Below are 25588 nucleotides of genomic sequence, written 5' to 3' on the forward strand. Positions count from 1 at the left end.
CTACTCCCCCAGGATAGTTACAGTTATTTCCCTTCCCGATGCATGATCACGATGCTCGCATAGATAAATTCCCTGCCACGTACCCAGATTAAAACGTCCTCGTGAAACAGGTATGCTAATTGAACTACCCATTAAGGATGCCTTGATATGAGCTGGCATATCATCAGGTCCTTCCAGAGTATGCTTATAGTAAGGAGCATTTTCAGGCACCATTTTGTTGAAATGACTTTCAAAGTCCTGCCGAACTGTCGGATCTGCATTTTCATTAATGGTAAGACTTGCTGAAGTATGGTGAATAAAGACATGAGCCAATCCGGCTGATATATTTTTCAATTCAGGAATTTCAGATTCAATTTTACTAGTGATCAAATGAAATCCCCTTTTAAATGCAGGAAGAACAAAAGTCTTTTGAATACATTTCATAATGTTTTTGGGATGAATATAACTTCTTGAAGTTCGAAAAATGCCTTAAAAGCCTAAAATTTTTAAGGGCGTAATTTTAACGGAATTTTGATTTCGTTGGACGAAATAAAGCTATTTTTTTATCGGTATCTCGTAAATAATGTTTAAACACTTTTAACAAAAAGTCCTTCTGCTTGTTTACTACATCGATGAAATGGGGCTTGCCTTATATTTTTGCGATTCTGTTGTTTTTCTTTGGATGTCAACAAAATCATTTAAACCAAAACGGTGCCAATCCATGGGTGCCCAATGCAGAGCTATATGGTCTCTGGAGTGGGAGTTGGCCGTGCTCAGATTGTGATGTTCTGGCATATAAGCTTACAATTCAAAGATCCGGTTTATTCAGAGAGGAAGCTGTGAAGATTAATGGAAAAGGCAATCCGCAGGTTTTGGAGGGTACTTGGCAAATGATCAATGATTCTGTTCTTATCTTAAACAAGATGGATGGGAGCAAAGCCAAATTCCTATTTAAAAGAAATGAACTTGGCCTTCTTAATGAGAAAGGCTCTTCAGTAAGAAATCAATATATTTTATACAGGTCAGATGCTGAAGTTAAACTTGAAGAGAGTGAAAGAATGCGCAAGGGTGGGGTTGATTTTATTACAGACCTTGATGAAAAGTGGAAGCTTATAATAGATTTTGAAAAAGAAGCAGTATTCTATTTCCCTGATGGGGAAGTTATAAAGGCAGCACTTAATGATAAAATAGACCCTGATCGCAACACATGGAAATTCACTAGTTCTGCTCCCGGATCGTTTCTTTCTATTGAGCTTACGAAGGATATTTGTATAGATAGTATTTCCGGAGAATCAATTCCCTACAAAGTTTTAATATCTGCCGAGGGACTTAGAAATAAAGGCGTTTCAAGATTTTCCGGATGCGGGAGTTTTTTGGGAGATTGGCGCCTTCATGATATATGGGCTCTAAGATCATTTAATGGGAAACAAATTGATGCAGCAAATTTTGATAAAGGGATTCCTTACCTTGAATTTAATATAAGGGAAGGAAAAATTTTTGGTAATGCAGGTTGTAATGCTATCAGTGGAAGTTTTATCCAAAGCAAAAGCATTATCGCTATCGGATCAATTGCTTCCACCAAAATGCTTTGTAATGCTTATTCATTCGAACAGGGCTTTCTATCGGCTCTTTCTCAAAAGAATTTCAAGTACAAATTCGACGGACTGAAGCTTACTTTATCCGACGAAAAGAGTGTCCTGGAGTTTTCAAAGGTTGATTAAAGCTGACACAATTGTTTTTTATGGCTTAAGTAGTCTTCCCAGATATCTTTTAAAATTTGACCTGCCGGTTTAATGTCTTTGATTTGTGCAGAAACCTGACCTATTTCAAGTTCGCCGTCATTAAGATCTCCTTCAAATATTCCTTTCTTAGCCCTGCCTTTGGCAAGTATATTTTTTAATGATGTGGGGTCGGCTCCCTTTTCTTCAGCCTGTTTTACTTCCTCATAAAACTTATTTTTGAGCAATCGCACAGGTGTCACTGATTTAAGTGTCAACACTGTTTCTCCTTCTGCAGAATCTGTAACCCTGTTTTTAAAATTGATGTGCGCAGAAGATTCTTCACTAATTGCGAACCTGCTTCCTATTTGAACTCCATCAGCACCTAAAGCCATAGCTGCCAGCAAACCTCTACCTGTTGCAATTCCACCTGCAGCTATAACAGGGATTTTTACTGCTTCTTTCACCATTGGTATCAGGCAAAAAGTAGTTGTTTCTTCACGACCATTATGACCTCCTGCTTCGAAACCTTCAGCTACAACAGCATCCACTCCTGCATCTTCAGATTTTTTTGCAAATTTGACACTAGATACAACATGAACTACTTTAATACCATGCTCCTTCAAAGTTTTGGTCCATGTAGAGGGATTGCCTGCAGAAGTGAATACAGTTTTAATTTCTTCTTCAATAATGATTTTAATAATTTTATCTATATCCGGATAAAGTAGGGGCACATTCACTCCAAAAGGACGGTTTGTGGCTTGTTTGCATTTGACCAAATGTTCTTTTAAAACCCCTGGGTACATAGAGCCAGCCCCTATTAAGCCGAGACCACCCGCATTACTGACTGCCGAAGCCAGTTTCCAGCCACTGCACCAAACCATTCCTGCTTGTATGATCGGATATTCAATTTCGAATAATTGATTGACTCTATTCATTGATTAGAAATTATTTGATTGGAAAAATACAATATATTTTCTTTACTAATATACTAATTGTCAGCTTTATGTATTGCGTTGATTTTGACCATTTTCAAGAACCATTAAATAAAAGAGTGTATAGATAAAATTTTTAAAAGGCTTTTGTTTGCAAGCATGAAAAAAAATGTTAAGGTTATCAACAATGGCTTCGGGTCGATGAATGCTTTAAAGTCATTGATAGTCAGTTGGATTCGATGAAGTATTTTTGCTCTGTGGATAAAAGAATAACTTTGTGGAAAAACTTGGCTCAAAAAATTGAAAAAATATAAGATTTATAATTATGTAATAGATTGCTGTTCAGTGGATAAAGGTACCCCGCAAATTTTCTAAAACTTGGTAAAAGTCATTTTTCCGCTTGTAAAATTTTTTATTGCCATATTGAAATTGTACAATTTTTGAATTATTTGAATAATTATTCTGAATTTAATATTGAAGATTTTGATCTGAAGTACATTTTTTAGATTCAGGTAATTTTTAAAGGCCTTAAAACAAGCTCCTCCTAAATCCTTCTCTTCCAGGAGAAGGTTTATAATTCAACCTAAAAAATGAGAATTTAGTACTTCAGACCCCTTGGTGAATTACCATTTTCCTGATTGTTTTATCATGCATGAGCCTACATTCATTAACAATTCATTTTGGTTTGAGGTTGTACTCTAAAGTAGTTTTAGGTATGTGGAATCTCTTTAAATATTTTCAACAACAAAAGCTGAGAAAGTACTACACAAAACTCAGGCTTGATGCACTTGAAGCCCATAAAAATGGAGATATAAAAAGATCGTTGGCATTAAATGCCATGGCTGACAAGCTAATGAGCGATGTAATTTACAGTTAGAGGTTTAAATTCTTTAGAATATCCTCTACAAATTCCCGAGAGTTGGATAGTCTGGGCACTTTATTTTGACCGCCCAGCTTACCTCTCTGTTTCATCCACTTGTAAAAAGTCCCTTGTGGTACTGAATGAATAATCGGTTGCTGAAGAGCAATGTCTTTATATCGTTTTGCCTCATAGTCGGAATTTACGACTTTAAGCTCTTCATCTAATATTTGGGAAAATTGATGCAGATCCTTTGGAGATTGAGAAAATTCAATAACCCATTCATGTCTGCCATTTTTATTTCCTTCAAAAAATACTGGAGCTGCAGTAAAATTACTCACAATAGAGCTTGTTTTTATGCCTGCTTTGGAAACTGCCGTTTCCGCATTTTCAACCATTAATTCTTCTCCGAAGGCATTTATAAAATGTTTGGTCCTTCCGGTTATTCTGATCCTATATGGAGCAAGAGAAGTAAATTTTACAGTATCGCCAATTTTATATCTCCACAAACCTGCATTGGTAGAAATGACCATTGCATAGCTCTTACCAAGCTCAACCTCATGTAGAGAATAGCTTTTCGGGAATTCATCATCCTGGTGATCGATATCAATGAATTCATAATAAATGCCATAATCCAGCATCAATAGCAATTCATCTGATCCTTTCTGATCCTGTATTCCAAAGAATCCTTCCGAAGCTGTAAAGGTTTCCATGTAGTCCACATTGGGAGCCGGAAAGAAGTTTTTGAATATTTCTTTATAAGGAGAGAATGCCACAGCCCCATGATAGAAAACTTCAAAGTTTGGCCATACTTCAAGCATGTTCTTTTTGCCAGTAAGTTCGAGTATCCTATTTAAAAGAACGATGGTCCAGGTAGGAACGCCACTGATACAGGTTACATTTTCATTTAGTGTGGCTTTGGCCATTTTCTCAATTTTCTGTTCCCACTCGTCCATAAGGGCAATAGTGAGATCAGGCGTTCTTGAGTATTGGGCCCACATAGGCAGATTGGCCATGATAACAGCAGAAACATCTCCATAAAATGAATCTTTCCACTTTGGGTTTTTGTAATAGGAGCCACCTATAGCAAGATTTTTTCCATTGAATAACTTGCTATCTGGGTTATTATTAAAGAAAAGGCAGAGTAGGTCTTTGCCACCTTTATAATGACAATGATAAAGTGCCTCTTTGGAAACAGGTATAAATTTACTTTTAGCATTGGTGGTCCCGGACGATTTAGAGAACCAGGAAATCTTAGAGGGCCAAAGAATATTCTGCTCGCCCTGCATCATACGGTCTATGTATGGAAACAAAGATTCATAAGGTGAGACAGGTACAGACTTTTTAAATGCTTCAGCAGATTTAATGGAGTTATAGCCAAACTTTTTTCCCCACTCCGTATTTTTTCCTTTTTGGATAAGGTCAAAAAATAATTGTTCCTGAATCTCATGAGGATTTTTCATAAAGCGCTCAATGTGGCCTATTCGCCTCTTGAGAATATTCTTCATTATAAGATTCAGGATCATCCGTTAGATCTTTCTTTTCAATTCGAAATGTTTTCCAAGATAAACTCTTCTAACTTGCTCATCTGCCGCAAGTTCTTCTGCAGTGCCCGACTTCAGAATCTTTCCTTCAAATAAAAGATAAGCCCTGTCTGTAATGGAAAGTGTTTCGTTTACATTGTGGTCGGTAATAAGGATACCGATATTTTTATTCTTTAGTTTGGCAACAATTGATTGTATTTCTTCAACCGCAATTGGGTCTACACCAGCAAATGGCTCATCCAATAACACAAACTTCGGATCTACAGCAAGTGCACGGGCAATTTCAGTTCTCCTTCTTTCTCCTCCAGAAAGCACCATGCCTATATTTTTTCTCACATGATTTAAGCTGAATTCATCAAGAAGTTCCTGAAGTTTTTGCTTTTGGTCAGCTTTGGAAAGTTTAGTCATTTCCAGAACAGCCATAATGTTTTCTTCCACTGTGAGGGTTCTGAAGACTGAAGCTTCCTGTGCCAGATAACCTACTCCTCTTTTCGCCCTCTGGTACATAGGAAGTTTGGTTATTTCTTCATCTTCCAGAAAAATTTTCCCCTCATTGGGCTTTATGAGGCCCACTATCATGTAGAATGAAGTAGTTTTTCCGGCTCCATTCGGACCCAGCAGTCCTACAATTTCTCCTTGTTTAACTTCTACCGAAACGTTGTTAACTACTGTTCTGGCTTTATATCTCTTAATTAAATGTTCCGCTCTGAGTATCATCTCTGATTATATAACAAAATAAAAGGAAGACCCTCTTTTTATTTAGTGACAAATTTTATATCCTTTATGAATAATTGCAAAGTTTTTTTACCATTAAATTCATTTTCATAAATATGGTAACAAATATTAAATGGCTCTCCTTTTGAAATTCTTTTAAATGGTTCTACCATATTAAACCCAATCGCCTCAATGGCATTAAAGCCATCCTGGGAAATTCTCAGTTTCAGATGCTGGTCTTTCAACAATCGTGCAGAACCATCATCTCTGACATTTTCAGAAAGAAATACTGGGTCCATGTTTCCTGGCCCGAATGGAGCTAATTGCTTCAGAATGTTATAAAACTTCTGATTAATCTGTGACAATTCTATCTTAAGATCAACATCCAGTTTGGGAATTAAATCCTCCTGACGAATGTCGCAAGAAACGACATGTTCAAATTTCTCCTGGAAAGCCTTAATATTCTCAAGCTTCATTGTAAGTCCGGCAGCATAAGTATGTCCTCCAAACTGTTCAAGCAGATCGGAACACTTGGCTATCGCCTCATAAACATCAAATCCATCAACCGATCTTGCTGAGCCTGTTGCCATACCATTGTTTTCAGTGAGAATAATAGTAGGTCTGTAAAATTTTTCGATGCAGCGGGAAGCCACTATCCCTATAACACCTTTATGCCAGTCATTTTTGAAAAGGACTGTTGACTTTGAATTGATAGATACCTCATCCTGAATCATTCGAATTGCTTCATCAGTGATGTTCAGGTCAAAATCCTTTCTTACTTTATTCTTTTCGTTGATCTTTTCAGCCAACAGATCTGCTTCATCCTGGTCCTGGGCGATAAGTAAATGAACAGCATGTTTGGCATGTGCAATCCTTCCTGCGGCATTTATTCTGGGACCAAGCCCGAAGACTATATTGTTGATCGTAAGTTCTTTTGATACTCCTGAAATGTCAATGAGCGCTTTCATGCCAGGGCGTGGAGACTCATTCAGCACCTTCAAACCATGGTACGTTAATATCCTGTTTTCACCGGTAATAGGCACTATGTCTGAAGCTATACTTACCGCCAGTAAATCAAGAAAACTAAAGAGTACCTCTTCTTCCAGACCCAGATCGATGCATAGCGCTTGCATCAATTTAAACCCAACACCGCATCCTGAAAGTTCTTTATATGGATAATCACAGTCCGTTCTTTTGGGGTCCAGAACAGCACAGGCCATGGGAATCGTATCGCCAGGCTTGTGGTGATCGCATACTATGAAATCTATTCCTTGCTCTGTGGCATAGGCTATTTCATTTGATGACTTGATGCCACAATCCAGACTGATAATAAGCGAAAAGCCATTTTCCTGAGCCCAATCGATACCGGTTTTTGAAATGCCATAACCTTCTTTATATCTGTCAGGAATATAAAATTCAAGATTTTCGTAATAGTTGCTGAGAAAGCCGTAGACCAGTGTGACAGAAGTAGTTCCATCTACATCATAATCTCCGTAAATAAGGATTTTTTCTTCATTGTCCATGGCTTCACAAAGCCTGGAAACAGCTTTGTCCATATCTTTCATCAGAAATGGATCGTGGAGGTTTTCCAATGAAGGTCTGAAGAAATCTCGGGCTTCTTCAAATGTATTAATCCCTCTTTGAATCAGTAGAGAAGCAAGAGAAGCGTTGATATTAATCGCCTGTGATAAAGACTCAATGTTCTGAGCCGGGGGAACATGTTTAAATACCCAACGCTTTTCCATAAAGCATACAAAATATAAAAAAATAGCGACTTTTTTATAAAATAGAGACGTTATCAGGCAAATATTCCGGGTTTATTACCTGAAAAGGCATTATTCGCCCTCTTCCAGCAAGTCAGGGGTCTCAAGATATTTAATATCTCCAACCGCTTTGCCAGCTATTCCTTTAATTGACCCATACATATCTACTGTATTATGAAGAACTTTTTCCAGTTGTTTTTCCCGCTCTTTCCAGAGCTTTTGGGTAACCAGTTTTTCTTTGGCAAGAGCTTCCTGCATTGAAGAAAAACCTTCCACAATTGCTTCCATCTGCTGGCGGAATTCATTACCGGTCAGAAAGTCATATAGCATCTGCATTTTATCACCCTTGTTTTCCTGTGACAACTTTACTTCTGTCAATTTGATAAGGGTATCTCTGAGAATCATGGCAACACCTTTCACTTCATTGAAAGAGCAGACCCAAACACCTTCACGCAGACCAAACTTTTCCATGTCCTTAGGCATGGTCTCAGTTACAAGCACAGCAAGGTCCGCTTTTTGTCCGCGAAGGTCACCTTTCAGCTTTTCGATCCACCCTTCGCTGAAAGCCTTGGTACGCTTACTTTCATAGATTATTTTTCCGCAATCTTTTCCGGAAGAGTTTCTCACGGTATGAATTACATCGGCCCCTCTTACCCCTTTTCCTACTTCTTCTACCAGGTCAAATGGGAATACTTCTCTGAGGATTCCTTCAAGGACAACTTCCTGTGCTTCGCCTTGCAATTGCATTGAACCTTGTTCAGCCTTTCTTTTCATCTCATCAATCTGCTTTCTCAAAGACTCTAACTGCATGTCCTTTTCTTTGATCTTCAGTTGATTGTTTTCGTCCATCCGTTTCTTGATGTCGTCTTCCATATCCTTGGCTTTATTGAGAAACTTCTTCTCCATTTCCAGCTCAAGTTCTTCCTTTTTATCGTTCAGCTCCTTTTCTTTTTTTAGAAGCTCAAGCTCTTTGGTTTTCAGTTCGCGGTTTTCTTTTTTCCGTTCATCAACTTCTTCTTGTAAATTTTTTAGTTGAAGCTCAAAATCTTCTCTGACCTTGCCTTTGAGCTGGTCTTCCATTTCTTTGGTTTTGCTAAGAAGTTTTTTTTCAAGCTCTAATTCAAGTTCATCACTTTTCTCTTTCAGTTCTTTTTCTTTCTTCAAAAGATCAAGTTCCTTCGTTTTTAGCTCGCGATTTTCCTTTTTGCGTTCCTCGATTTCTTCCTGCATGGTTTTGAGTTGCATTTCAAAATCTTCTTTCACTTTGCCTTTGAGCTGTTCTTCTATTTTCTGTTTTTCCAGAATCAGTGTTTTTTTCATCTGAGTTTCCTGATCTTCTCGTTCCTTAAGCAGTTTAGCCTGATAAGCACGGAGTTTGTTTTCTTTTTCAGCAAGTTCAGCTTCTTTCTGTTTCTGGATTTTTTCAAAATCCTGTTTTAATTTTTCCTCTATATGGCTGGCAAGCGCTTCTTCTACATTGAAATGGTGAGCGCATTTTGGGCAGGTAATTTTATTTTCCACTAGAAAATCCTTGAAGTATTTTTAAAGATAATAAATATGTGGCTGAAGGCGAAAAGCAGAAAAGCTTAAAGTTTTAAAATGTGGGAATGGCTTAATTAACATTGAATTTCCTTTAGCAGGCAAATTAAAGGATCTTAAAAAATGATGAAAAATCGTAGAGGTAAAGGAATTAAAATTTAGGATTTTGAAAACAAAAAAGGCTGACTCTTTCGAATCAGCCTTTTTAAATATTTAATTACTTATTAAATGAAGTATTATAATACACCTTCAAGTACATCTTTGATAGGTACTCTTTCACCATTTTTGTAAGCGACGATCCAGGCATCTTTTACTCCCATGTCTCTTAGCGCCTTTTTAAATGTATTTGCTTCCCAATAGTCGGCAAAGTTGCCAAGTGTGTATTTTTTTATTCCATCACTATCTACTTCTCCACTGAAATTTGGATTGTTGTCAAAATATTTTGACAGGTCTTTGTTTCTGAAAGAACCTACCTGCACTTTAAAAGTTACGCCAGGTACAGTTTTGGATTTAACACTGCCAGCTCCTCCTGATTGAAGACTTTTTTTAAGTTGCTCTATTTCTGCATTTTTAGCATCCACCTCAGATTTTAAACTGGCTGATTGGGAAGCTTGAGCAGATAGTGCATCCTTTTCTTCAATAAGCTTCTTGTACTCCATCGGAGTAAGAGATTTCAGTTTTTTAGCCCATTCTTTTTCAGTTTCCTTATCAGATTGGGCAAATCCGGCAGAAACTGCCAGAAACATTAACAATCCGAACACATGAGCGCTCTTTTTCATGATAGTAGCTATTTAAATAATGTATTTAAGAGTATCCTGTTTTTAATTGCCGACAGGAAACCCTAAAATATTATTTAAGGCTTCCTATCATGTCTTTTGCGTTAACCCAACTTGTAAATTGCTCGTCTGTTAATAATTGTAGCTCTATAGCCGCCTCTCTTAAAGTTTTGTTTTCTTTATGAGCTTTTTTGGCAATTTTAGCTGCATTTTCGTAGCCGATATGTGTGTTAAGAGCGGTTACCAGCATCAACGAATTTTCAAGGTTTTTATTGATGAATGGTAAGTTTGGCTCAATACCGACTGCGCAATTTTTATTGAAACTATCGGCAGCATCACCGATTAGTTTGGCCGACATTAGCAAATTGAAGATTATTACGGGTTTAAAAACATTTAGTTCGAAATGTCCTTGCATTCCACCGACAGAAATTGCAGCGTCATTTCCTATAACTTGTGCACAAACCATTGTAAGTGCCTCAGATTGAGTAGGATTAACCTTTCCTGGCATAATTGAAGAACCTGGCTCATTTTCAGGAATTATTAATTCTCCGATACCACATCTAGGTCCAGAAGCAAGCAATCTGATATCATTTCCTATTTTCATCAAGCTTACTGCAAGTTTTTTCAGCGCTCCTGAAGTACCTACTGCTGCGTCGTGAGCTGCTAATGCTTCAAATTTATTAGGAGCAGTTTTGAAAGGATGACCTGCCAGTTGTGAAATTTTCTTTGCTACAAGCTCAGAATATCCTTTAGGAGTATTTAATCCTGTTCCTACAGCTGTTCCACCAAGCGCAAGTTCAGAAAGGTGATCCAGTGTGGATTGAAGGGTTTTAATGCCATGGTCCAACTGTGCTACATAACCTGAAAACTCATTTCCAAGTGTAAGGGGAGTAGCATCCATTAAATGTGTACGACCGATTTTTACAACATCTGCAAAAGCCTTTGCTTTAGCATCAAGTGTATCTCTTAGAGATTTTACTTTAGGAATGGTCTCTTCAACAATTAGTTTGTATGCTGCAATTGACATTGCAGTAGGGAAAGTATCGTTAGATGACTGAGATTTATTAACGTCATCGTTCGGGTGAATTTTTTTCTTTTCGTCCTCCAATTTACCACCAAGAAGTACGTGAGCTCTGTTTCCGATTACCTCGTTCACATTCATGTTAGACTGAGTTCCTGAACCTGTCTGCCATACTACCAAAGGAAACTGATCGTCAAGTTTTCCGTCAAGGATTTCTTCACATACTTTGCTGATTATCTCAGCTTTGTCAGCAGAAAGAACGCCAAGCTCAAGATTGGTTTGTGCGGCAGCTTTCTTCAAAATAGCAAATGCTCTGATCACTTCAGTAGGCATAAGATGCCCGCCGATGGTGAAGTTTTCTTTTGATCTTTGAGTTTGTGCTCCCCAATATTTGTCTGCCGGAACTTGTACCGGCCCCATGGTGTCTTTTTCAATCCTGAAGCTCATAGAATATTTTAGTTTTTTAATAGTTACTGTATAGTGAACAATATTACAAAAATATCAAAAGACCTCTAGCGCGATATAGCAATATTTAATGGCGGATTTGGAATTTTTCCAAATTTTTCCACAATATGGTCCTGTGTTGAATTAGTGGTATCTTTGAATAATAAGATTATGGCCAAAGTAAAATCCTCGTTTTTTTGTCAGAGTTGTGGTGCGCAGTCTGCCAAGTGGGTCGGTAAATGCCCTTCCTGCGGAGAATGGAATACCTATGTGGAAGAGCTTATTCAGAAAGAGGAAAAGCAGTCCTGGAAGTCCTCTTCTTCTTCTACAAAAGTTGCTAATAAACCCAAGCCTATCAATGAAGTTGCTTACGATCAGGAAGAACGCATTTATACCAATGACGGAGAACTAAACAGAGTATTAGGTGGAGGTATTGTCCCTGGCTCTCTGGTTTTGATAGGTGGTGAACCGGGTATAGGAAAATCGACACTCATGCTTCAGATAGCGTTAAGTCTTGTTGAGCATAAGGTATTGTACGTTTCAGGTGAGGAAAGTGAGCAGCAGACTAAAATGCGTGCCGAGAGACTGGGCATAAAATCCAATAACTGTTATGTTTTGACAGAAACATCGACTCAAAATATCTTTAAACAGATTGAAATACTGGAGCCGGATGTTTTGGTGGTTGATTCTATTCAGACTTTGCACTCTTCTTTTATTGATTCAAGCGCAGGAAGCATTTCTCAGGTTAGAGAATGTACTGCTGAATTGCTGAAATTTGCCAAAGAATCCGGTACTCCTGTTTTCCTCATAGGTCATATTACGAAAGAAGGCACAATAGCCGGACCTAAGATTCTGGAACATATGGTTGATACTGTTCTGCAGTTTGAAGGCGATCGCCATATGGCTTACAGGATCATGCGTACAACCAAAAACCGTTTTGGTTCTACTTCTGAGTTGGGTATATATGAAATGTCAGGTGCCGGATTAAAGGAAGTCTCCAATCCTTCTCAGATTCTGCTCTCCCAGAGAGATGAGGTTTTGAGCGGTATCACTATTGGAGCAACCCTAGAAGGCAATCGTCCTTTGCTCATAGAAGTACAATCTCTTGTAAGCCCTGCAACTTACGGAACTCCGCAACGGAGCTCTACCGGGTTTGATGCGAAAAGACTAAACATGTTACTTGCTGTGCTAGAGAAAAGAGGAGGGTTGAGACTCGGAGCTCAGGATGTGTTTCTGAACATTGCAGGTGGACTTAAGATTGAAGATCCTGCAATAGATTTATCAGTTTGTGCATCAATCATTTCATCCTTTAAAGATCTTGCAATTCCGCAGACAGTTTGCTTTGCCGGTGAAGTCGGTCTGGGTGGTGAAATAAGAGCAGTGAACAGAATAGAGCAAAGAATTTCAGAAGCTGAAAAATTAGGCTTTAAAGATATATTTATTTCTAAGTATAATAAAAAGGGCCTTGATACTGCTAAGTTCAAAGTTAACATTCATGCGGCGGCCAGGCTTGATGAGGTGTTTGATTCTTTAATGAGTTAGGTAAGCATGAAAAAATTTAACTCTGCTGTATTCATCGTATAGCAGACAGAGAAGCTTGGGGGAAAGTTATACTGAAGTCCTTTTGCAATTGGGTGAAATACTCCTTCATTAATTTTATATAGGTTTGCATTTGCATTTCTATGTTTACTTTACGGTTGGCATCACGTTCTCTTACCCACTGAACTGCCATAACTTTAGCTCTTACGCCAGCTTTATAATATTTATAGAATAAAAAAAGCAAATACTCCTCAGGGCTTCTTATTGCCGGATTGAATACATTATAGTATTCGAGCAACACTTTACTATAATCTCTTCTTCCATAACTATCAAGGTCCATGGAAAGAAATGCAAGCTCTTCCATTACATCTATTTGTCTCAATGAATCACTAAATTCAATACAGTCAAATAATATAGGTTTATCAAGGAGAAAGATGTTCCTTGTATGAAGATCGCCATGACAGTCCTTAACAAATCCTTGTTGCATACGAGATTCAAGAAAATCTTTAAAGTACTCTATAAACTGAAGGCAGTAACGGGTACTTATATCAATAAAATCTTTACTGGCTAAATCAATTTTGTAAAATATTGAGGAATAATTGAGAATGTCTTTGGTTTTATCTTTAATAAGGTCGCTTTGATTATTTATGATTAAAGGCTTGGATGAAAAATGAAATTCCGCAATAACTTCAGCGATATTGCGAATATCACTTTCCGCAACATCTTTTTTTAAAAGAAGGTTATTCAATTCTTTTCCTTCAGGAAGTCTTTTCATCTCGACTGCATAATCAATGATTTTGCCGTTTTCTTCTCCTATTTGAAAGTATTCATTGAATATCCTTATAGGGTGAACTGATAAGTATATATCTGAAGAGAATCTTTGATTTAATAAAAGCTCTCTTTCACAGAAAAATTTACGATGTTCTAAAGATGTAAAATCAAGGAATGAGGTTTCAACAGGTCTCTTGATTTTAAAAGCCCTGTTCTCAGAAAAAAGAATCCAGGAAATAGAGGTTTCAATGACAGAAAGTGGTATTGAATGATCAGGGAAAATTATTCTGTCTAATTGTTCCTTTTCCATAGGATTATCAATTTGCATTTAAGTATGCAACTGCTTTTGTAAGCATTAGGTTAATATCACAATTTGAAGAGTCAAGTTCCAGGAAATCAGTATCAGGCAACTCAAACCGTTCTTTCATTTTCAGATACACAGAGTAGTCAGCATCGCTGAAAGGTCTTTTAAGGGAGACGCGGTGTCTTATATCTTCATCACTTGCACTGATAATAATAATCTTGCAATTGGTTTTATGCTGAATACATGCTTTGCAAAATGATTTTCTTAAGTCATCTTTAAAAAACGTTGCATCCAGAATAACATTCTTTTTTTCTGACAAGACCTTATTCATCTGAATTTTCATTTCTGCATAAACAGCTTCTTTTTCCTCATCAGTATATGCGGGATTCTGAAACAATTCCTTTCGTATAATATCACTTGAAAAATATTCAGCATTAAGGAGCTTTGATAATTTTTCTGCAAAGAAGGATTTCCCAGAACCGGGAAGGCCTGAAACAATTATGACCATGAAAATGAAACAGAGAATCTCTTAAAAAGTTGAGATAAAGTAATGAGAGAGGAACTACCTTTTTATAAATCGACCTGTTGTATTAACTATTTTGCCCTTGATACTTAAAAAGTAAAGACCAGGATGGATATTGGAAACAGGAATTTCGAACTGACTTGTACCGTTATTAAAACTTATATAAACCTCCTTGATTAGTACGCCTAAAGAATTGTAGATGAGGACTTGTGCTTCATCCGAAACACTTGATTTCAATGATAATTGTAAGGTGCTTTCTACAGGATTTGGAGTTATAGTAAGTTTAAGTTGCTCCTGATCAATAAATTGGATATGAGTGTTTTGAGGAGAGAAAGGCGTGTCATAAGTTTCATTTCCGTCAATATGTTCTTCCGACAGGCAGAATCCATCTGTGTGTATCAGTAGGAAGAAGAAAAAAAATGTGACGTATTTTATGAACCTCATTTGGCAAATTTAAGCTTTAGAAACGATTATTGAATCGTTTGTTTGCAAATTTTATAAATAGGCTTTAATTATTAAAATTATCTGGCAATAATCAAAAAAGATTTTCACCCTCTGCAAAGCGGCATAGTCATACAATGCGGACCTCCTCTTGCCCTTGATAATTCTGCGGATGGAAGGTTGATGATTGTATTTTGAATGTCTTCCTGACATATCTTTCCACTTCTAAGTTCCTGAAGTAATTCAGATGCTTTGACAATTTGATACCCAGCTTCCTGTAGTGCTTTGTTTGTTTTCAGGTTCCTGTCATATGTAAATGCGACACCTTCACGTACAGCAAACAAGTTGCAACCATCCGTCCACTGTTCTCTTTCCTCAAATGGAGCCTTGCCTTCCCCGCAAAGAATAAACTGCCATTCGGGGTAAATATCTTTTAAAATAGAACTTAGACTCTTTGCAACTACAGGCTTTTGACTATTGGCAGAATAATGCTGGATTTTCATTTTACCTTCCTGCATAATCAAAGGAGCAAAAACCACACTCTGATTTCTTTTTGACATGGTAAAAACAGTATCCAAATGCATGCAAAACCTCAATGGAGGAAGGTTTACAACAGTTATTTCACTGACTATTTTATGTGCGAAAATTTTCCTGATTATTCTCTCAACGGCCATTTCAGAGGTTCTTTCACTTGTACCTATCAATAAATGATTTTCATTTACCATCATTACATCTCCTCCTTCCACAGAGAATACTCCCAGGTGGCCATTATTATTATCAACCAGCTCCTCTACATTGTCTGAGATTCCGAATAGCTTGTTGCTTTTATTTACCGCGGCAAACAATGGATGGTAGTGAAATACAAAGTATGAAAGTATAGACTCTCTTGAACGCGCTCTTTTAGAAGCCTGAGCTATCAGAAGGTGATTGTTGATGACTGTTCCCAGGTCTCTTGTAAAAATGAGATTAGGTAGTGGTAAGAAAATTGAAATTTCTTTTTTATTATGATATACACCTGATATCAGGGTATTAGCTAATACTTCTGGTTCTGCATTGATGAGGAATTGCTTTACCCTTTCGTCGCAGTGCTCAAGCCTGCAAACTACTGCAACTAATTCTTTCTTGATTGCCTCTTGTCTCAGGATGTCCCTAAGAAGGTTTGAAAAGTCGTGTACGTTTTTTTCACCTATAAAATGGCCAAGTAAACTTGTAAAGATCTGGTGCTCCTCAACCATTTTAGGAAGGTACACGATGTCTTCATATAATAGATCTACAGCCTTTGATGGTGTTACTTTTTCAATTCCTTCATCCGGCTTGTGGATCAGAACAGACTTAAGTGGTCCGATGTCAGAAGCGACACGAATTGTGGTATTGTCTATATCCTTAACTTGGCCCTGGTCAAATCGCATAATACATGGTTTAGATGAGAAGATGAGGCTAATAAACCATCATCTTCATACAAAATACGCTTCCACCGGATTTAATAAATTCCGAAGTGTCCACTTCAATTACTTCAAATCCTTTTTTTACCAGATGGTGGAAAGTAATGATACCTCCTTTTTGCATAAGTGCCACTTTCTTACCTGTTACCTGATCATTAATAATATGAGCATTTAGGGAAAAATTTTGTGCGGCTTCATGTACAGGAATGGCAATTACCTCGCGGAACATTTTTTTAATTGTTTTCAGACCCTCGGTTGTAAAGGCTTCTGCACAAATCAGTACAGTTTCCTCATCCAATGGTAGAAAGCATGTATCAAGATGGTAGAAGTTTTCATTAACAAGCTCAAGGGCTATGATAGGCACATTCAATAAATGTGCTATTTCCTCATATGCGTTTTTTTCTGAACGGAATCCATAACCTCCATAAAGGAGCATTTTACCATAATGAGGAATGAGGTCGCCCATTCCTTCAAAAAGGGTGGTTTTTACCAGTTTATTTATTTTATATCCTTCATCCCTGAAGAATTCTTCAAAATAAGGGACTTCTTTCTGTCTGGAGCAGTGTCTCATTTTGCTGAGAATCACTTCTTTTTTCCCTGATTCATCTCTCCATGGAAATGTCTGGTTGGCGGCAAATACCATATCTTCACAACCAGGAACACCAGAAATTATATTTACAGAATCAAGAATACCAAGCTCTGCAAGTCGAACATATTCATTGCGGACGCTCTCCCACTGGCTTATCGCTAATTCCTTGTCCATGTTACCAAGGCCTTTTTCCATGTGTGGATTTTTGATATCTATGATATCAAAATATTCCGGACTAGCCATTAGTACTTTTCTTGGCTCAACCCTCGGGGGGATTTCATCAAGAGAAAAGTGTAAATTGTGATCGTAAACTTTTTTTTGAGTGTAAATCATAACTATGCTCCTCCTTTGATTTAAAACGTATTTTAAAAGTGTTGAGTTTTAGATCTGTTCGATTTAAATCCTGAACAGTTTCCCTACACAAAAGTTTTACCTTTACACTAACAACGAAAATGATCAGATCTATTGTGAATCAGAGTTATCGGATAGTACTATTTTTTATTTTGTTTTCCTGCAATGGAACGACAAAAGATGCATCTGAGAAAAAGGGCACAAAAGAACCTTTCCGGCTTGGAACTGAAGCATGTATTGATTCCACAAAAATAAATCCGGAAACAGTTTGTATAGAAATTTACGATCCCGTTTGTGGGTGCAACGGCAAAAATTATCCTAATACCTGCTATGCGGAAAAGGCAGGTGTTACAAAATTTGTTAAGGGGGAATGCAGATAAAAAGATGACCTGAAATCTATCAGGTCAAACGTCTATTTTTTTTTTGGCTCATTTTGAATGGCTAGAACAATATCTCTTTTCTTAAGATATACGCTCCAAATGCCCTGAAATTCATTTGTTAAATTCCCTTTTGTTTGGTTTGACAAGGCGATACATTCTTTTGAAGCCAATATTGGAGACATATAAACAAAGAGCGTATCATTTACCGCCTGTAGGTTGGGCTTCATCTCTAATTTATTTTCGCTATTGTATTTATAAGCATCTAAAAGCTGGGTTTCAATTTCGGATAAAAGGATTTTGCTTTTGAAACTGGTGTCTATCTTGTTGATTTTGAAGACATCAATTGCTTTTGCTAGGGAGTCGAGGTTATTAATTGAGGCATAGCTGCAGACCAGGATAGCTTCTTTATTTTTTTGGGCTTTTGTAAGTGCATCAAATTGTTTTTTGGAAGACTCATTGATCTTCTGGATGGCATTTTCACCAGTTTTATTTGCTCTGTCAAAAATTTCTGATTCAGTTACTCTCACAATTTTTCGATTTTGAAGCTCTGCTGAAATTCCTTTCGTATCAATGGAATTCTCGTTGCAGGCGGAGAATATTACTATAAATAGAGCCGAAATGGCAAATAAATTGAATTTCATGGGACAAAACGCTTTCTTTTTGTGTTTGAATACAGTCACTTTCTATTCTTAGATTTTATTATCTTTGCAAACGCAAATTTCTAAAAAAACATGATTGATAAGCTCGAGGCCATTAAAAAAAGATTTGAGGAGGTTTCTGAATTAATAATTCAGCCTGAGGCAATGGCAGATATGAAAAAATATTCCGCACTGGGAAAAGAATATAAAGAACTGGAGAAAATAGTGCAGGTCTATAAAAAGTACAAAGGAATTCTGGATAATATCGACAGCGCCAAAAAAGTATTGGAAACAGAGAAAGATCCTGATTTCAGAGAAATGGCAAAGACTGAGCTGGATGAATTGGTTCCTGAAAAGGATAGAATGGAAGAGGTTGTGAAAGAGATGCTTATTCCTAAAGATCCTAATGATAGCAAAAACGTTATTCTTGAAATCCGTGCTGGTACAGGTGGTGACGAAGCGGCTATTTTTGCTGGAGATTTGCACAGAATGTACCAGCGTCTGGCTGAGATTATGGGCTGGAAACTCGAACTTCTGGATTATACAGAAGGAACTTCAGGTGGTTACAAAGAGATCATCTGTACCGTTTCCGGAGAAGACGTTTATGGAAAGCTAAAGTTTGAATCAGGAGTTCACAGGGTACAAAGAGTGCCAGCTACAGAAACTCAAGGCCGTGTCCATACTTCGGCTGCAACAGTAGTCGCATTACCGGAAGTAGAGGATGTGGAAGTTGATATAAACATGAATGATATCAGAAAGGATACTTTCTGCTCTTCTGGGCCTGGTGGTCAGTCTGTAAACACAACTTACTCAGCTATTCGTCTTACACACATTCCTACGGGAGTGGTGGTTCAGTGTCAGGATGAAAAATCTCAGATCAAGAACTTCGATAAGGCTTTGAAAGTATTGCGTTCAAGATTATACGAAATTGAACTTCAGAAGCAAAATGATGAAATCGGTGCTCAGAGAAAATCATTGGTAGGAAGTGGTGACAGATCCGATAAAATCAGAACATATAATTACCCTCAAGGTCGTGTTACTGACCACAGAATAGGTTATACTGTTTATAACCTTCCGGTCGTTATGGATGGTCATATTGAAGATTTTATAGAGCAACTTCGTATAGCTGAGAATGCTGAGAGATTGAAAGAAGGAGCTAAATAATTTTTAGAAATAAAAATGAAATATTAACGTTGGATTTTGGATATGACTTTTCAAAATTCAACGTTATTTTTTTAGGTTTACCCAAGTCAGAATGAAGAATATCGGTATCTTTTTTTGGTGCATTTTAAGTTTCCTCGTATGCTGTAAAAAAGCAGATGAAAAGCTGACTTCAGACTCTTCTGTAAAACTATCTTTTTCAAGAGACACTATTTTTTTTGATACCCTCTTTACTTCTGTTCCAAATATTACAAAAAGACTGCTGGTATATAACCATAATAAAAATGCTGTGAAGGTGAGTCATATATCACTGGAAGGACTTGCAAATTCACCCTATTCATTAATCATAAATGGTAAAAAATCATTTTCTGATTCAGATGTTGAGATCCGGGGAAAAGACAGTATTTATATTCTCATATCTGTATTGTTGAAATCAACTGATACCGCGAATGCATATGTAGTCTCGGATAAAATTCTTTTTAATACCAATGGTAACGTTCAGTCCGTAGCACTGGAATGCTTTGCACAGAATGCAAACTTCTTTGTGAATGCTCGAACAGCTTGTGATACTACCTGGACTGCCGGAAAGTCTTTTGTAATTTATAATAACGTAACCATTCCTGAAGGTTGCAAGCTCACAATTGAAAAAGGAACAAAAGTGCTGTTTCACAATGATGCCTCAATGAAAGTTGAGGGAACATTGATTGTCAATGGGGAGAAAGGAAAGGAAGTGTTTTTTGGTTCGGATAAAAGAGGAAAGATTTATGAAGATCAGCCTGGTCAATGGGCGGGTATACAGTTCGCTTCCAAAAGTTCAAACAACAGAATCAATTTTTCCATAATAGAAAATGCAGATACAGGTATTAGCCAGGAGGAAGTGAAGGATAATGATACCATTCCTGAATTAGTATTTTCAAATTCCATATTGAGAAATATGAAAAATGAAGGGTTGTTGCTGGGGGCAGATACTTATTTATGGAATACCTTGGCTTATAATATTCTGGGTAATGGTATGCTTTCAAAAGGAGGTGGAACGGTATATGTCAGACATTCAACCATGGCAGGTTATTCTTTTTCATTTTTCAGAGATTATCCTTTATTAGATTTTTCAAAATCAATTGGAAAAACAAGAATTGAAAACAGTATAATTTGGGGTGACAAAAGTTATGAAGTAGCTCCCGGAGGAGATTTTATTGTCAGCAATTCCATCGTAAAAAATTTTCAGCCTGTTCCCGGAAATGATCTTATATTAAAAGACCCTCAATTTAAAAGTCCATTTCGCGAAGATTTTCATCTGGATAGCCTTTCTCCAGCAATTGATGCAGGCATCAATTTGGGGATATTAAAAGACCTTGATACTAAGAGCAGAGATGAAAAACCGGATTTCGGTGCCTATGAAAGGTGATTTTCTGCAAAAAGAAAGAGCTATAATTCCTTCAATAAGATTATTTAAGTGTCATAAAATCAGTAAAATTTAGCTTAAAAAGCATCTTGGATCCGGAAATTCTTTGTTCCTAACGCACTTTAAGTTAATTTTGATAATAATATTAAATAATCAAAAACTCTTTCATGGAAACTACAATAATATCTGCCTTAAGGGATAATCAAATATTTGATCTAATTGCCCGCGAAAAAAGAAGACAGGAGAGTGGTGTTGAACTTATTGCTTCTGAGAATTTTACCTCTCGTCAGGTAATGGAAGCTATGGGTAGCGTCTTAACAAACAAATATGCAGAAGGCTTGCCAGGTAAAAGATATTATGGCGGGTGCGAGATTGTAGACCTTTCAGAGCAATTGGCTATTGACAGACTAAAGAAATTATTTAAAGTTGAATGGGCTAACGTGCAGCCGCATTCTGGTGCACAGGCAAATATGGCCGTGTTCCTTGCGTGCCTTACTCCCGGAGACACAATACTTGGTTTTGACCTTTCTCACGGTGGTCACCTTTCTCACGGTTCGCCAGTAAATTTCTCAGGTAAATATTTCAAACCTGTATTCTATGGTGTTGAAAAAGAAACAGGAATTATAAACCTTGATAAAGTTGAAGAAATAGCTTTAAGAGAAAAGCCGAAATTGATTGTTTGTGGTGCTTCAGCTTATTCAAGAGACTGGGATTACAAACGTTTCAGAGAGATCGCAGATAAAGTAGGCGCAGTATTGCTTGCTGATATTGCTCACCCTGCTGGTCTTATAGCTAAAGGATTATTGAACGATCCTGTTCCACATTGTCATTTTGTTACCTCAACTACTCACAAAACTCTTAGAGGTCCAAGAGGTGGTATCATTATGATGGGTAAAGATTTTGAAAACCCAATGGGTCTTAAAACTCCTAAAGGAGAAATCAGAATGATGTCTAACGTTATGGACATGGCTGTTTTCCCAGGGGTACAAGGTGGTCCGCTTGAGCACGTGATTGCTGCAAAAGCAGTTTCTTTCTTCGAAGCACTATCTGATGATTATCTTGAGTATGCGAAGCAGGTGAAGAAAAATGCTCAGGTAATGGCTGATGCATTCAAGAAGAGAGGATATGAGATTATTTCAGGCGGTACTGACAATCACCTAATGCTTATAGACCTTAGATCTAAAGGTTTGACAGGTAAATTTGCAGAGAATACACTTATCCAGGCAGATATTACAATAAACAAAAACATGGTTCCGTTTGATGACAAATCTCCATTTGTTACTTCCGGAATGAGAGTTGGTACAGCTGCTGTTACCACCAGAGGTATGAAAGAAGCCGATATGGAAAAAATTGTTGATCTTATTGACACAGTATTGATGAGCAATGAAGATCAAAAAGTTATTCAGAAGGTGAAAAAAGACATCAACCACTGGATGGAAGATTTTCCTCTTTACGTCTAAAAACTAATTTGTGGCAAAAGCTCAAAATAAAGAGATGTCATTTCTCGATCACCTTGAGGAGTTGAGGTGGCATCTCATTAGATCACTAATATCGATCGTTGTATTTTCTTTGGTCGCGTTCCTTGCAAAGGATTTCATCTTTCAGACCGTTATCCTGGGGCCTGCCAAAACAGATTTCTGGACCTACAGAATGTTATGCAAACTTGGTCCGGATTTGTGTATTGAAAAGATGAACTTCTCTCTCCAAAACAGGACACTGGGAGGTCAGTTTACAATGCACATTAATGCAGCGTTTGTAATTGGGCTTATTCTCGCTTTCCCTTATACATTCTGGGAGATCTGGAGCTTTATAAAGCCAGGATTGTATATAAAAGAGCAGAGCGCTGCGAGTGGCCTTTTGTTCTACGTAACTGTATTGTTTATTTCAGGGGTGCTTTTTGGTTACTATATCGTTTCACCGATGTCTATTAACTTTCTTGCAAATTATTCCCTTGATCCAAGCATTGAAAACAACTTTGACCTTGCATCATATATTTCTACCTTGACCATGATGGTTCTGGGTAGCGGTCTGATGTTCCAATTGCCGGTAGCTGTATTTATTCTTTCCAAATTGGGTGTCATGACCCCCGATTTTATGAGAACTTACAGAAGACATGCAATAGTTGTTATCTTAACAGTTGCAGCGATCATTACTCCTCCTGATGTTCTAAGTCAGATAATAATTTCTCTACCTCTTTTTGTACTGTATGAAATAAGTATCTTTATCTCTGCAAGTGTAAACAAGAAGAGAAGGAAGAAAGAAGAAATGCAAGAGTTAACATACTCTTAAGAAATATTAAGTCCTGCTTTCTAACAAAGCAGGACTTTCATTTTTATCAAAGTTTAGTTAATTAAAATATAAATACTTAAATGAGTAAAAAAATAGCGCTAGGTGGAGATCATGCCGGATTCGCTTATAAAAAGGAAATAATAGCGGACCTTCAAAGCAAAGGTTATGAGGTAAAAGACTTTGGACCATTCAGTGAAGCGTCTGTAGACTATCCGGATTTTGTGCATCCATTATCTCAGGCGGTGGAAAGTAAAGAGTTTGATTTTGGAATTCTGATTTGCGGTAGCGGAAATGGAGTGGCAATCACAGCAAATAAATATAAAGATATCAGAGCTTCGCTTTGCTGGACTAATGATCTTGCTGCATTGGCAAGACAGCATAATGATGCAAACGTTTTATGCCTTCCTGCAAGATTTATTGAGCTTGGAGATGCAAAGAAATTTGTTCAGACTTTCATTGACACACCTTTTGAAGGTGGAAGACATCAAAACAGAGTTGATAAAATTAATAAATGCTATTAATGGGCTGTACTTTTTCGTATAGCCCCTCATCTACTTTTTTATAAGCAGCACCTAATGATGGAATCTTTGCAAAAATCTTTTCTGCAAGATTATTCTTATCAATAATAAAATCTGGTGAATCCCTTAAAAAGTCCCTGTAAATCCCAGAAATATTTTCGAAGTTATTAAGATTGTCAAACCTTTTTTCGGCCAATTGCCAATCGAGGTAGGGAGTAGCAAGTGTATTGTTAATATACATCTCAGGAAATTTCCCCAATACCAGTACTTTTTTCCCTTTTATTGCGTCAAATGGACTTTGGAGGGGTGAAGCTATCATAGAATCGATCTTCCATGTTTTATTGGAAATAGATGTCTTTGATGAAAATATAAAACTTATTCCTAAAATGAAGATGATAATTCCTGCAAAAAATGATTCGGAAAACACCTTATGCCTGATAAGAGTGAACATGTGAGCAGCAAAAAATGCCAGGGCTGGGACAAATATAAAGGTAGAAGATGGTGCAAGTTTGTTTGATAAAGCAAGGGAAAATACCCCGAATATTATCCATAGTAACATGGATTTAATAAGATTGTATTGGAAATTAATATAGCGTGAAGAGTTGGCAATGATGAAAAATGAGAAAAGCATCATTATCGCCGGTGTCAATAAAATTAAAATATAGAGCTGAAGGCTACCGAAAATAGTTTTTTCATAATTAACAAAAGAAAGCACATAATATGTGACAAATTCGGAAGATCCGTTTTTAAGGAAATAGTAAGTCCAGGCGATCAAAAACGGAAATGCGAAGCCGACAATTAAGAGAAGAAATTTTCTAAGGTTTAGCACACCAAAAAATAAGTAAGAAAGAAACGCAAAGAAGAAGAAAAGCCCTAGTTGAATACTAAAGAGTGCTGCAATTCCTATAAACATTCCCGAATACAGCATATACTCAGCTTTGAGCTCGTTACGGAGCTGTTGGAATATAAGGAATATAGCCATTAGCAAAAAGGTTGTTCCCAGCAAAGTAGGGAACAAAGTATTAAAGTCGAAGAATAAAGTAGCAAAGAGGAAATAAAACAGGGCAGGTAAAACAGTTCTATCTCTCAGGGCACCAACAGCATTTAAAATTAAGTTGAAGATAACTCCTTGAAAAATCACAAAGAAAGTCGAGGTAATCCAAAGAGCGGTTTGTGACTTTCCAAAGATTAGATTCAGGAAATAGTAAACAAAGGTTGCCAATGGTCCAGCAGGATACCAGATATCCCTGTACATCGAAGTCCCGGAATTCAACTTTTCACCTATCGTGAGCCAACTGATTTCACTGAGAAGCAGAGGACTGCCATTTAAAAGGAATGACATTCTGATAATCAGAAATATAATAACCACAATTCCTAAGCGAAAGGGATCAAAAGTTTTGAAAAATCTAACCAAGGCAAAAGATTATTTGTTAATTTTCGATTAAAACTTGTTAATTAAAACTAAGTTTGAAGTAAATATAACTACTTGTTCATTTAATGGATATAATTTTGATAAATTCCATTAAATAAATCATCCTTCATCGATACGGAAAATGGACAGCAAAAGACAACAAAAAGTTTCCAGGTTAATACAAAAAGAAATGGGCGAACTTTTTCAGAGAGACACCAAAGGAATATTTGGGGGAGCATTTATCACTGTAACACACGTAAAAATCAGCCCGGATCTTGGGGTTGCTTCAATTTATTTAAGCTTTTTAAAAAGTAATAATCAGAATGCCATTCTTCAGAATATCAGAGAAAATACAAAGCAGGTAAGGAAAATGCTGGGGGAAAAAATAGGAAAACAGTTGCGAATTGTCCCACAACTAGTTTTTCATATCGACGATACAGTTGAATATGCCGCAAATATAGATAAGATCCTTTCCGGACTTGATATACCTCCTGCGAAAAAGGAGGATGAAGAAAACGAAGAAGAATAATTTAAATC

Annotated in this window: 25 protein-coding genes; 10 read left to right on the forward strand and 15 right to left on the reverse strand. The window is 37.1% G+C overall.

All coding sequences use genetic code 11. The features are described 5' to 3' along the window. Positions 1-423, reverse strand: coding sequence for a secondary thiamine-phosphate synthase enzyme YjbQ (locus J7604_RS17460; protein ID WP_293898275.1), 423 nt, complete (start codon positions 421-423; stop codon positions 1-3). A 188-nt stretch (positions 424-611) separates the two neighbouring features. Here J7604_RS17460 and J7604_RS17465 point away from each other — a divergent pair, with 188 nt between their 5' ends. Next, complete coding sequence (locus J7604_RS17465) at positions 612-1700, forward strand: META domain-containing protein (RefSeq protein ID WP_293898278.1); 1089 nt, start codon at positions 612-614, stop codon at positions 1698-1700. Here J7604_RS17465 and J7604_RS17470 read toward each other — a convergent pair. After that, complete coding sequence (locus tag J7604_RS17470) at positions 1697-2635, reverse strand: DUF561 domain-containing protein (RefSeq protein WP_293898281.1); 939 nt, start codon at positions 2633-2635, stop codon at positions 1697-1699. The genes J7604_RS17465 and J7604_RS17470 overlap by 4 nt on opposite strands. 712 nt (positions 2636-3347) lie before the next feature. On the opposite strand from J7604_RS17470, the gene J7604_RS17475 reads away from it, so the two are divergent. Further along, positions 3348-3509, forward strand: coding sequence for a DUF6435 family protein (locus J7604_RS17475; RefSeq protein ID WP_293898284.1), 162 nt, complete (start codon positions 3348-3350; stop codon positions 3507-3509). Here the strand turns inward: J7604_RS17475 and J7604_RS17480 are convergent. The 6 genes from J7604_RS17480 to fumC form a co-directional block, all read right to left on the reverse strand. After that, entirely contained in the window at positions 3506-4954 is a 1449-nt protein-coding gene (locus tag J7604_RS17480; RefSeq protein WP_293898287.1) for a GH3 auxin-responsive promoter family protein, read from the reverse strand. The two genes, J7604_RS17475 and J7604_RS17480, sit on opposite strands and share 4 nt — an antisense overlap. A 66-nt stretch (positions 4955-5020) precedes the next feature. Next, positions 5021-5752: an LPS export ABC transporter ATP-binding protein gene (lptB, locus tag J7604_RS17485; protein ID WP_028980746.1), complete on the reverse strand. Its 732-nt coding sequence runs from the start codon at positions 5750-5752 to the stop codon at positions 5021-5023. 38 nt (positions 5753-5790) lie between these two features. After that, positions 5791-7494, reverse strand: a complete 1704-nt coding sequence (gene recJ, locus J7604_RS17490; RefSeq protein WP_293898292.1) for a single-stranded-DNA-specific exonuclease RecJ — start codon at positions 7492-7494, stop codon at positions 5791-5793. A 90-nt stretch (positions 7495-7584) separates the two neighbouring features. After that, on the reverse strand, positions 7585-9033 hold the full coding sequence (locus J7604_RS17495) for a DUF2130 domain-containing protein (protein WP_293898295.1): 1449 nt from the start codon (positions 9031-9033) through the stop codon (positions 7585-7587). 254 nt (positions 9034-9287) lie between these two features. After that, positions 9288-9830 (reverse strand): SPOR domain-containing protein, encoded by a 543-nt coding sequence (locus J7604_RS17500; RefSeq protein WP_028980749.1) that lies wholly within the window; start codon positions 9828-9830, stop codon positions 9288-9290. A 70-nt stretch (positions 9831-9900) separates the two neighbouring features. After that, a complete protein-coding gene (gene fumC, locus J7604_RS17505) occupies positions 9901-11295 on the reverse strand; it encodes a class II fumarate hydratase (protein WP_293898299.1) in 1395 nt (464 codons plus the stop codon). A 168-nt stretch (positions 11296-11463) separates the two neighbouring features. Between fumC and radA the strand changes: the two genes are divergently transcribed. After that, positions 11464-12834 (forward strand): DNA repair protein RadA, encoded by a 1371-nt coding sequence (gene radA, locus J7604_RS17510; RefSeq protein ID WP_293898302.1) that lies wholly within the window; start codon positions 11464-11466, stop codon positions 12832-12834. Between the two features lie 31 nt (positions 12835-12865). Here radA and J7604_RS17515 read toward each other — a convergent pair whose 3' ends face one another. From J7604_RS17515 to J7604_RS17535, 5 genes are all read right to left on the reverse strand, one after another. After that, a complete protein-coding gene (locus J7604_RS17515) occupies positions 12866-13912 on the reverse strand; it encodes a hypothetical protein (protein ID WP_293898305.1) in 1047 nt (348 codons plus the stop codon). 7 nt (positions 13913-13919) lie between these two features. Next, on the reverse strand, positions 13920-14414 hold the full coding sequence (locus J7604_RS17520; RefSeq protein ID WP_293898308.1) for an ATP-binding protein: 495 nt from the start codon (positions 14412-14414) through the stop codon (positions 13920-13922). A gap of 54 nt (positions 14415-14468) precedes the next feature. Further along, positions 14469-14873 carry a T9SS type A sorting domain-containing protein gene (locus tag J7604_RS17525; protein ID WP_293898311.1) on the reverse strand — a complete coding sequence of 135 codons (405 nt, stop codon included), beginning with the start codon at positions 14871-14873 and terminating at the stop codon, positions 14469-14471. Between the two features lie 104 nt (positions 14874-14977). After that, positions 14978-16279 carry an arginine deiminase family protein gene (locus tag J7604_RS17530; protein ID WP_293898314.1) on the reverse strand — a complete coding sequence of 434 codons (1302 nt, stop codon included), beginning with the start codon at positions 16277-16279 and terminating at the stop codon, positions 14978-14980. 28 nt (positions 16280-16307) lie between these two features. Continuing rightward, on the reverse strand, positions 16308-17234 hold the full coding sequence (locus J7604_RS17535; protein WP_293898317.1) for a dimethylarginine dimethylaminohydrolase family protein: 927 nt from the start codon (positions 17232-17234) through the stop codon (positions 16308-16310). Positions 17235-17353: 119 nt separating this feature from the next. On the opposite strand from J7604_RS17535, the gene J7604_RS17540 reads away from it, so the two are divergent. Next, positions 17354-17632, forward strand: coding sequence for a Kazal-type serine protease inhibitor (locus tag J7604_RS17540; protein ID WP_293898320.1), 279 nt, complete (start codon positions 17354-17356; stop codon positions 17630-17632). A gap of 32 nt (positions 17633-17664) precedes the next feature. Here the strand turns inward: J7604_RS17540 and J7604_RS17545 are convergent, their stop codons facing one another. Beyond that, on the reverse strand, positions 17665-18273 hold the full coding sequence (locus J7604_RS17545; protein WP_293898323.1) for a hypothetical protein: 609 nt from the start codon (positions 18271-18273) through the stop codon (positions 17665-17667). A gap of 90 nt (positions 18274-18363) precedes the next feature. On the opposite strand from J7604_RS17545, the gene prfA reads away from it, so the two are divergent. From prfA to rpiB, 5 genes are all read left to right on the forward strand, one after another. After that, on the forward strand, positions 18364-19434 hold the full coding sequence (prfA, locus tag J7604_RS17550; protein ID WP_293898326.1) for a peptide chain release factor 1: 1071 nt from the start codon (positions 18364-18366) through the stop codon (positions 19432-19434). 91 nt (positions 19435-19525) lie between these two features. Then, positions 19526-20836 carry a hypothetical protein gene (locus J7604_RS17555; protein WP_293898329.1) on the forward strand — a complete coding sequence of 437 codons (1311 nt, stop codon included), beginning with the start codon at positions 19526-19528 and terminating at the stop codon, positions 20834-20836. A gap of 164 nt (positions 20837-21000) precedes the next feature. After that, positions 21001-22293 carry a serine hydroxymethyltransferase gene (glyA, locus tag J7604_RS17560; RefSeq protein WP_293898332.1) on the forward strand — a complete coding sequence of 431 codons (1293 nt, stop codon included), beginning with the start codon at positions 21001-21003 and terminating at the stop codon, positions 22291-22293. Positions 22294-22303: 10 nt separating this feature from the next. Then, the gene (gene tatC, locus J7604_RS17565; protein ID WP_367113584.1) at positions 22304-23122 is read left to right on the forward strand and encodes a twin-arginine translocase subunit TatC; all 819 of its coding nucleotides are present in this window, start codon (positions 22304-22306) and stop codon (positions 23120-23122) included. A gap of 80 nt (positions 23123-23202) precedes the next feature. Beyond that, positions 23203-23643, forward strand: coding sequence for a ribose 5-phosphate isomerase B (gene rpiB / locus J7604_RS17570; protein ID WP_293898335.1), 441 nt, complete (start codon positions 23203-23205; stop codon positions 23641-23643). Here the strand turns inward: rpiB and J7604_RS17575 are convergent. Further along, a complete protein-coding gene (locus tag J7604_RS17575) occupies positions 23627-24982 on the reverse strand; it encodes a hypothetical protein (RefSeq protein WP_293898338.1) in 1356 nt (451 codons plus the stop codon). The genes rpiB and J7604_RS17575 overlap by 17 nt on opposite strands. Before the next feature lie 211 nt (positions 24983-25193). On the opposite strand from J7604_RS17575, the gene rbfA reads away from it, so the two are divergent. Further along, positions 25194-25580 carry a 30S ribosome-binding factor RbfA gene (gene rbfA, locus J7604_RS17580; protein WP_293898341.1) on the forward strand — a complete coding sequence of 129 codons (387 nt, stop codon included), beginning with the start codon at positions 25194-25196 and terminating at the stop codon, positions 25578-25580. Positions 25581-25588: the final 8 nt, after the last annotated feature.

Source organism: Sporocytophaga sp., from assembly GCF_017745095.1.
GTDB lineage: Bacteria > Bacteroidota > Bacteroidia > Cytophagales > Cytophagaceae > Sporocytophaga.

Bases quoted from the DNA above. Each gene is read 5' to 3' on its own strand.
- J7604_RS17460 (WP_293898275.1), bottom strand. From the start codon at position 423: ATGAAATGTATTCAAAAGACTTTTGTTCTTCCTGCATTTAAAAGGGGA.
- J7604_RS17465 (WP_293898278.1), top strand. From the start codon at position 612: ATGAAATGGGGCTTGCCTTATATTTTTGCGATTCTGTTGTTTTTCTTT.
- J7604_RS17470 (WP_293898281.1), bottom strand. From the start codon at position 2,635: ATGAATAGAGTCAATCAATTATTCGAAATTGAATATCCGATCATACAA.
- J7604_RS17475 (WP_293898284.1), top strand. From the start codon at position 3,348: ATGTGGAATCTCTTTAAATATTTTCAACAACAAAAGCTGAGAAAGTAC.
- J7604_RS17480 (WP_293898287.1), bottom strand. From the start codon at position 4,954: ATGAAAAATCCTCATGAGATTCAGGAACAATTATTTTTTGACCTTATC.
- lptB (WP_028980746.1), bottom strand. From the start codon at position 5,752: ATGATACTCAGAGCGGAACATTTAATTAAGAGATATAAAGCCAGAACA.
- recJ (WP_293898292.1), bottom strand. From the start codon at position 7,494: ATGGAAAAGCGTTGGGTATTTAAACATGTTCCCCCGGCTCAGAACATT.
- J7604_RS17500 (WP_028980749.1), bottom strand. From the start codon at position 9,830: ATGAAAAAGAGCGCTCATGTGTTCGGATTGTTAATGTTTCTGGCAGTT.
- fumC (WP_293898299.1), bottom strand. From the start codon at position 11,295: ATGAGCTTCAGGATTGAAAAAGACACCATGGGGCCGGTACAAGTTCCG.
- radA (WP_293898302.1), top strand. From the start codon at position 11,464: ATGGCCAAAGTAAAATCCTCGTTTTTTTGTCAGAGTTGTGGTGCGCAG.
- J7604_RS17515 (WP_293898305.1), bottom strand. From the start codon at position 13,912: ATGGAAAAGGAACAATTAGACAGAATAATTTTCCCTGATCATTCAATA.
- J7604_RS17520 (WP_293898308.1), bottom strand. From the start codon at position 14,414: ATGGTCATAATTGTTTCAGGCCTTCCCGGTTCTGGGAAATCCTTCTTT.
- J7604_RS17525 (WP_293898311.1), bottom strand. From the start codon at position 14,873: ATGAGGTTCATAAAATACGTCACATTTTTTTTCTTCTTCCTACTGATA.
- J7604_RS17530 (WP_293898314.1), bottom strand. From the start codon at position 16,279: ATGCGATTTGACCAGGGCCAAGTTAAGGATATAGACAATACCACAATT.
- J7604_RS17535 (WP_293898317.1), bottom strand. From the start codon at position 17,234: ATGATTTACACTCAAAAAAAAGTTTACGATCACAATTTACACTTTTCT.
- J7604_RS17540 (WP_293898320.1), top strand. From the start codon at position 17,354: ATGATCAGATCTATTGTGAATCAGAGTTATCGGATAGTACTATTTTTT.
- J7604_RS17545 (WP_293898323.1), bottom strand. From the start codon at position 18,273: ATGAAATTCAATTTATTTGCCATTTCGGCTCTATTTATAGTAATATTC.
- prfA (WP_293898326.1), top strand. From the start codon at position 18,364: ATGATTGATAAGCTCGAGGCCATTAAAAAAAGATTTGAGGAGGTTTCT.
- J7604_RS17555 (WP_293898329.1), top strand. From the start codon at position 19,526: ATGAAGAATATCGGTATCTTTTTTTGGTGCATTTTAAGTTTCCTCGTA.
- glyA (WP_293898332.1), top strand. From the start codon at position 21,001: ATGGAAACTACAATAATATCTGCCTTAAGGGATAATCAAATATTTGAT.
- rpiB (WP_293898335.1), top strand. From the start codon at position 23,203: ATGAGTAAAAAAATAGCGCTAGGTGGAGATCATGCCGGATTCGCTTAT.
- J7604_RS17575 (WP_293898338.1), bottom strand. From the start codon at position 24,982: ATGTCATTCCTTTTAAATGGCAGTCCTCTGCTTCTCAGTGAAATCAGT.
- rbfA (WP_293898341.1), top strand. From the start codon at position 25,194: ATGGACAGCAAAAGACAACAAAAAGTTTCCAGGTTAATACAAAAAGAA.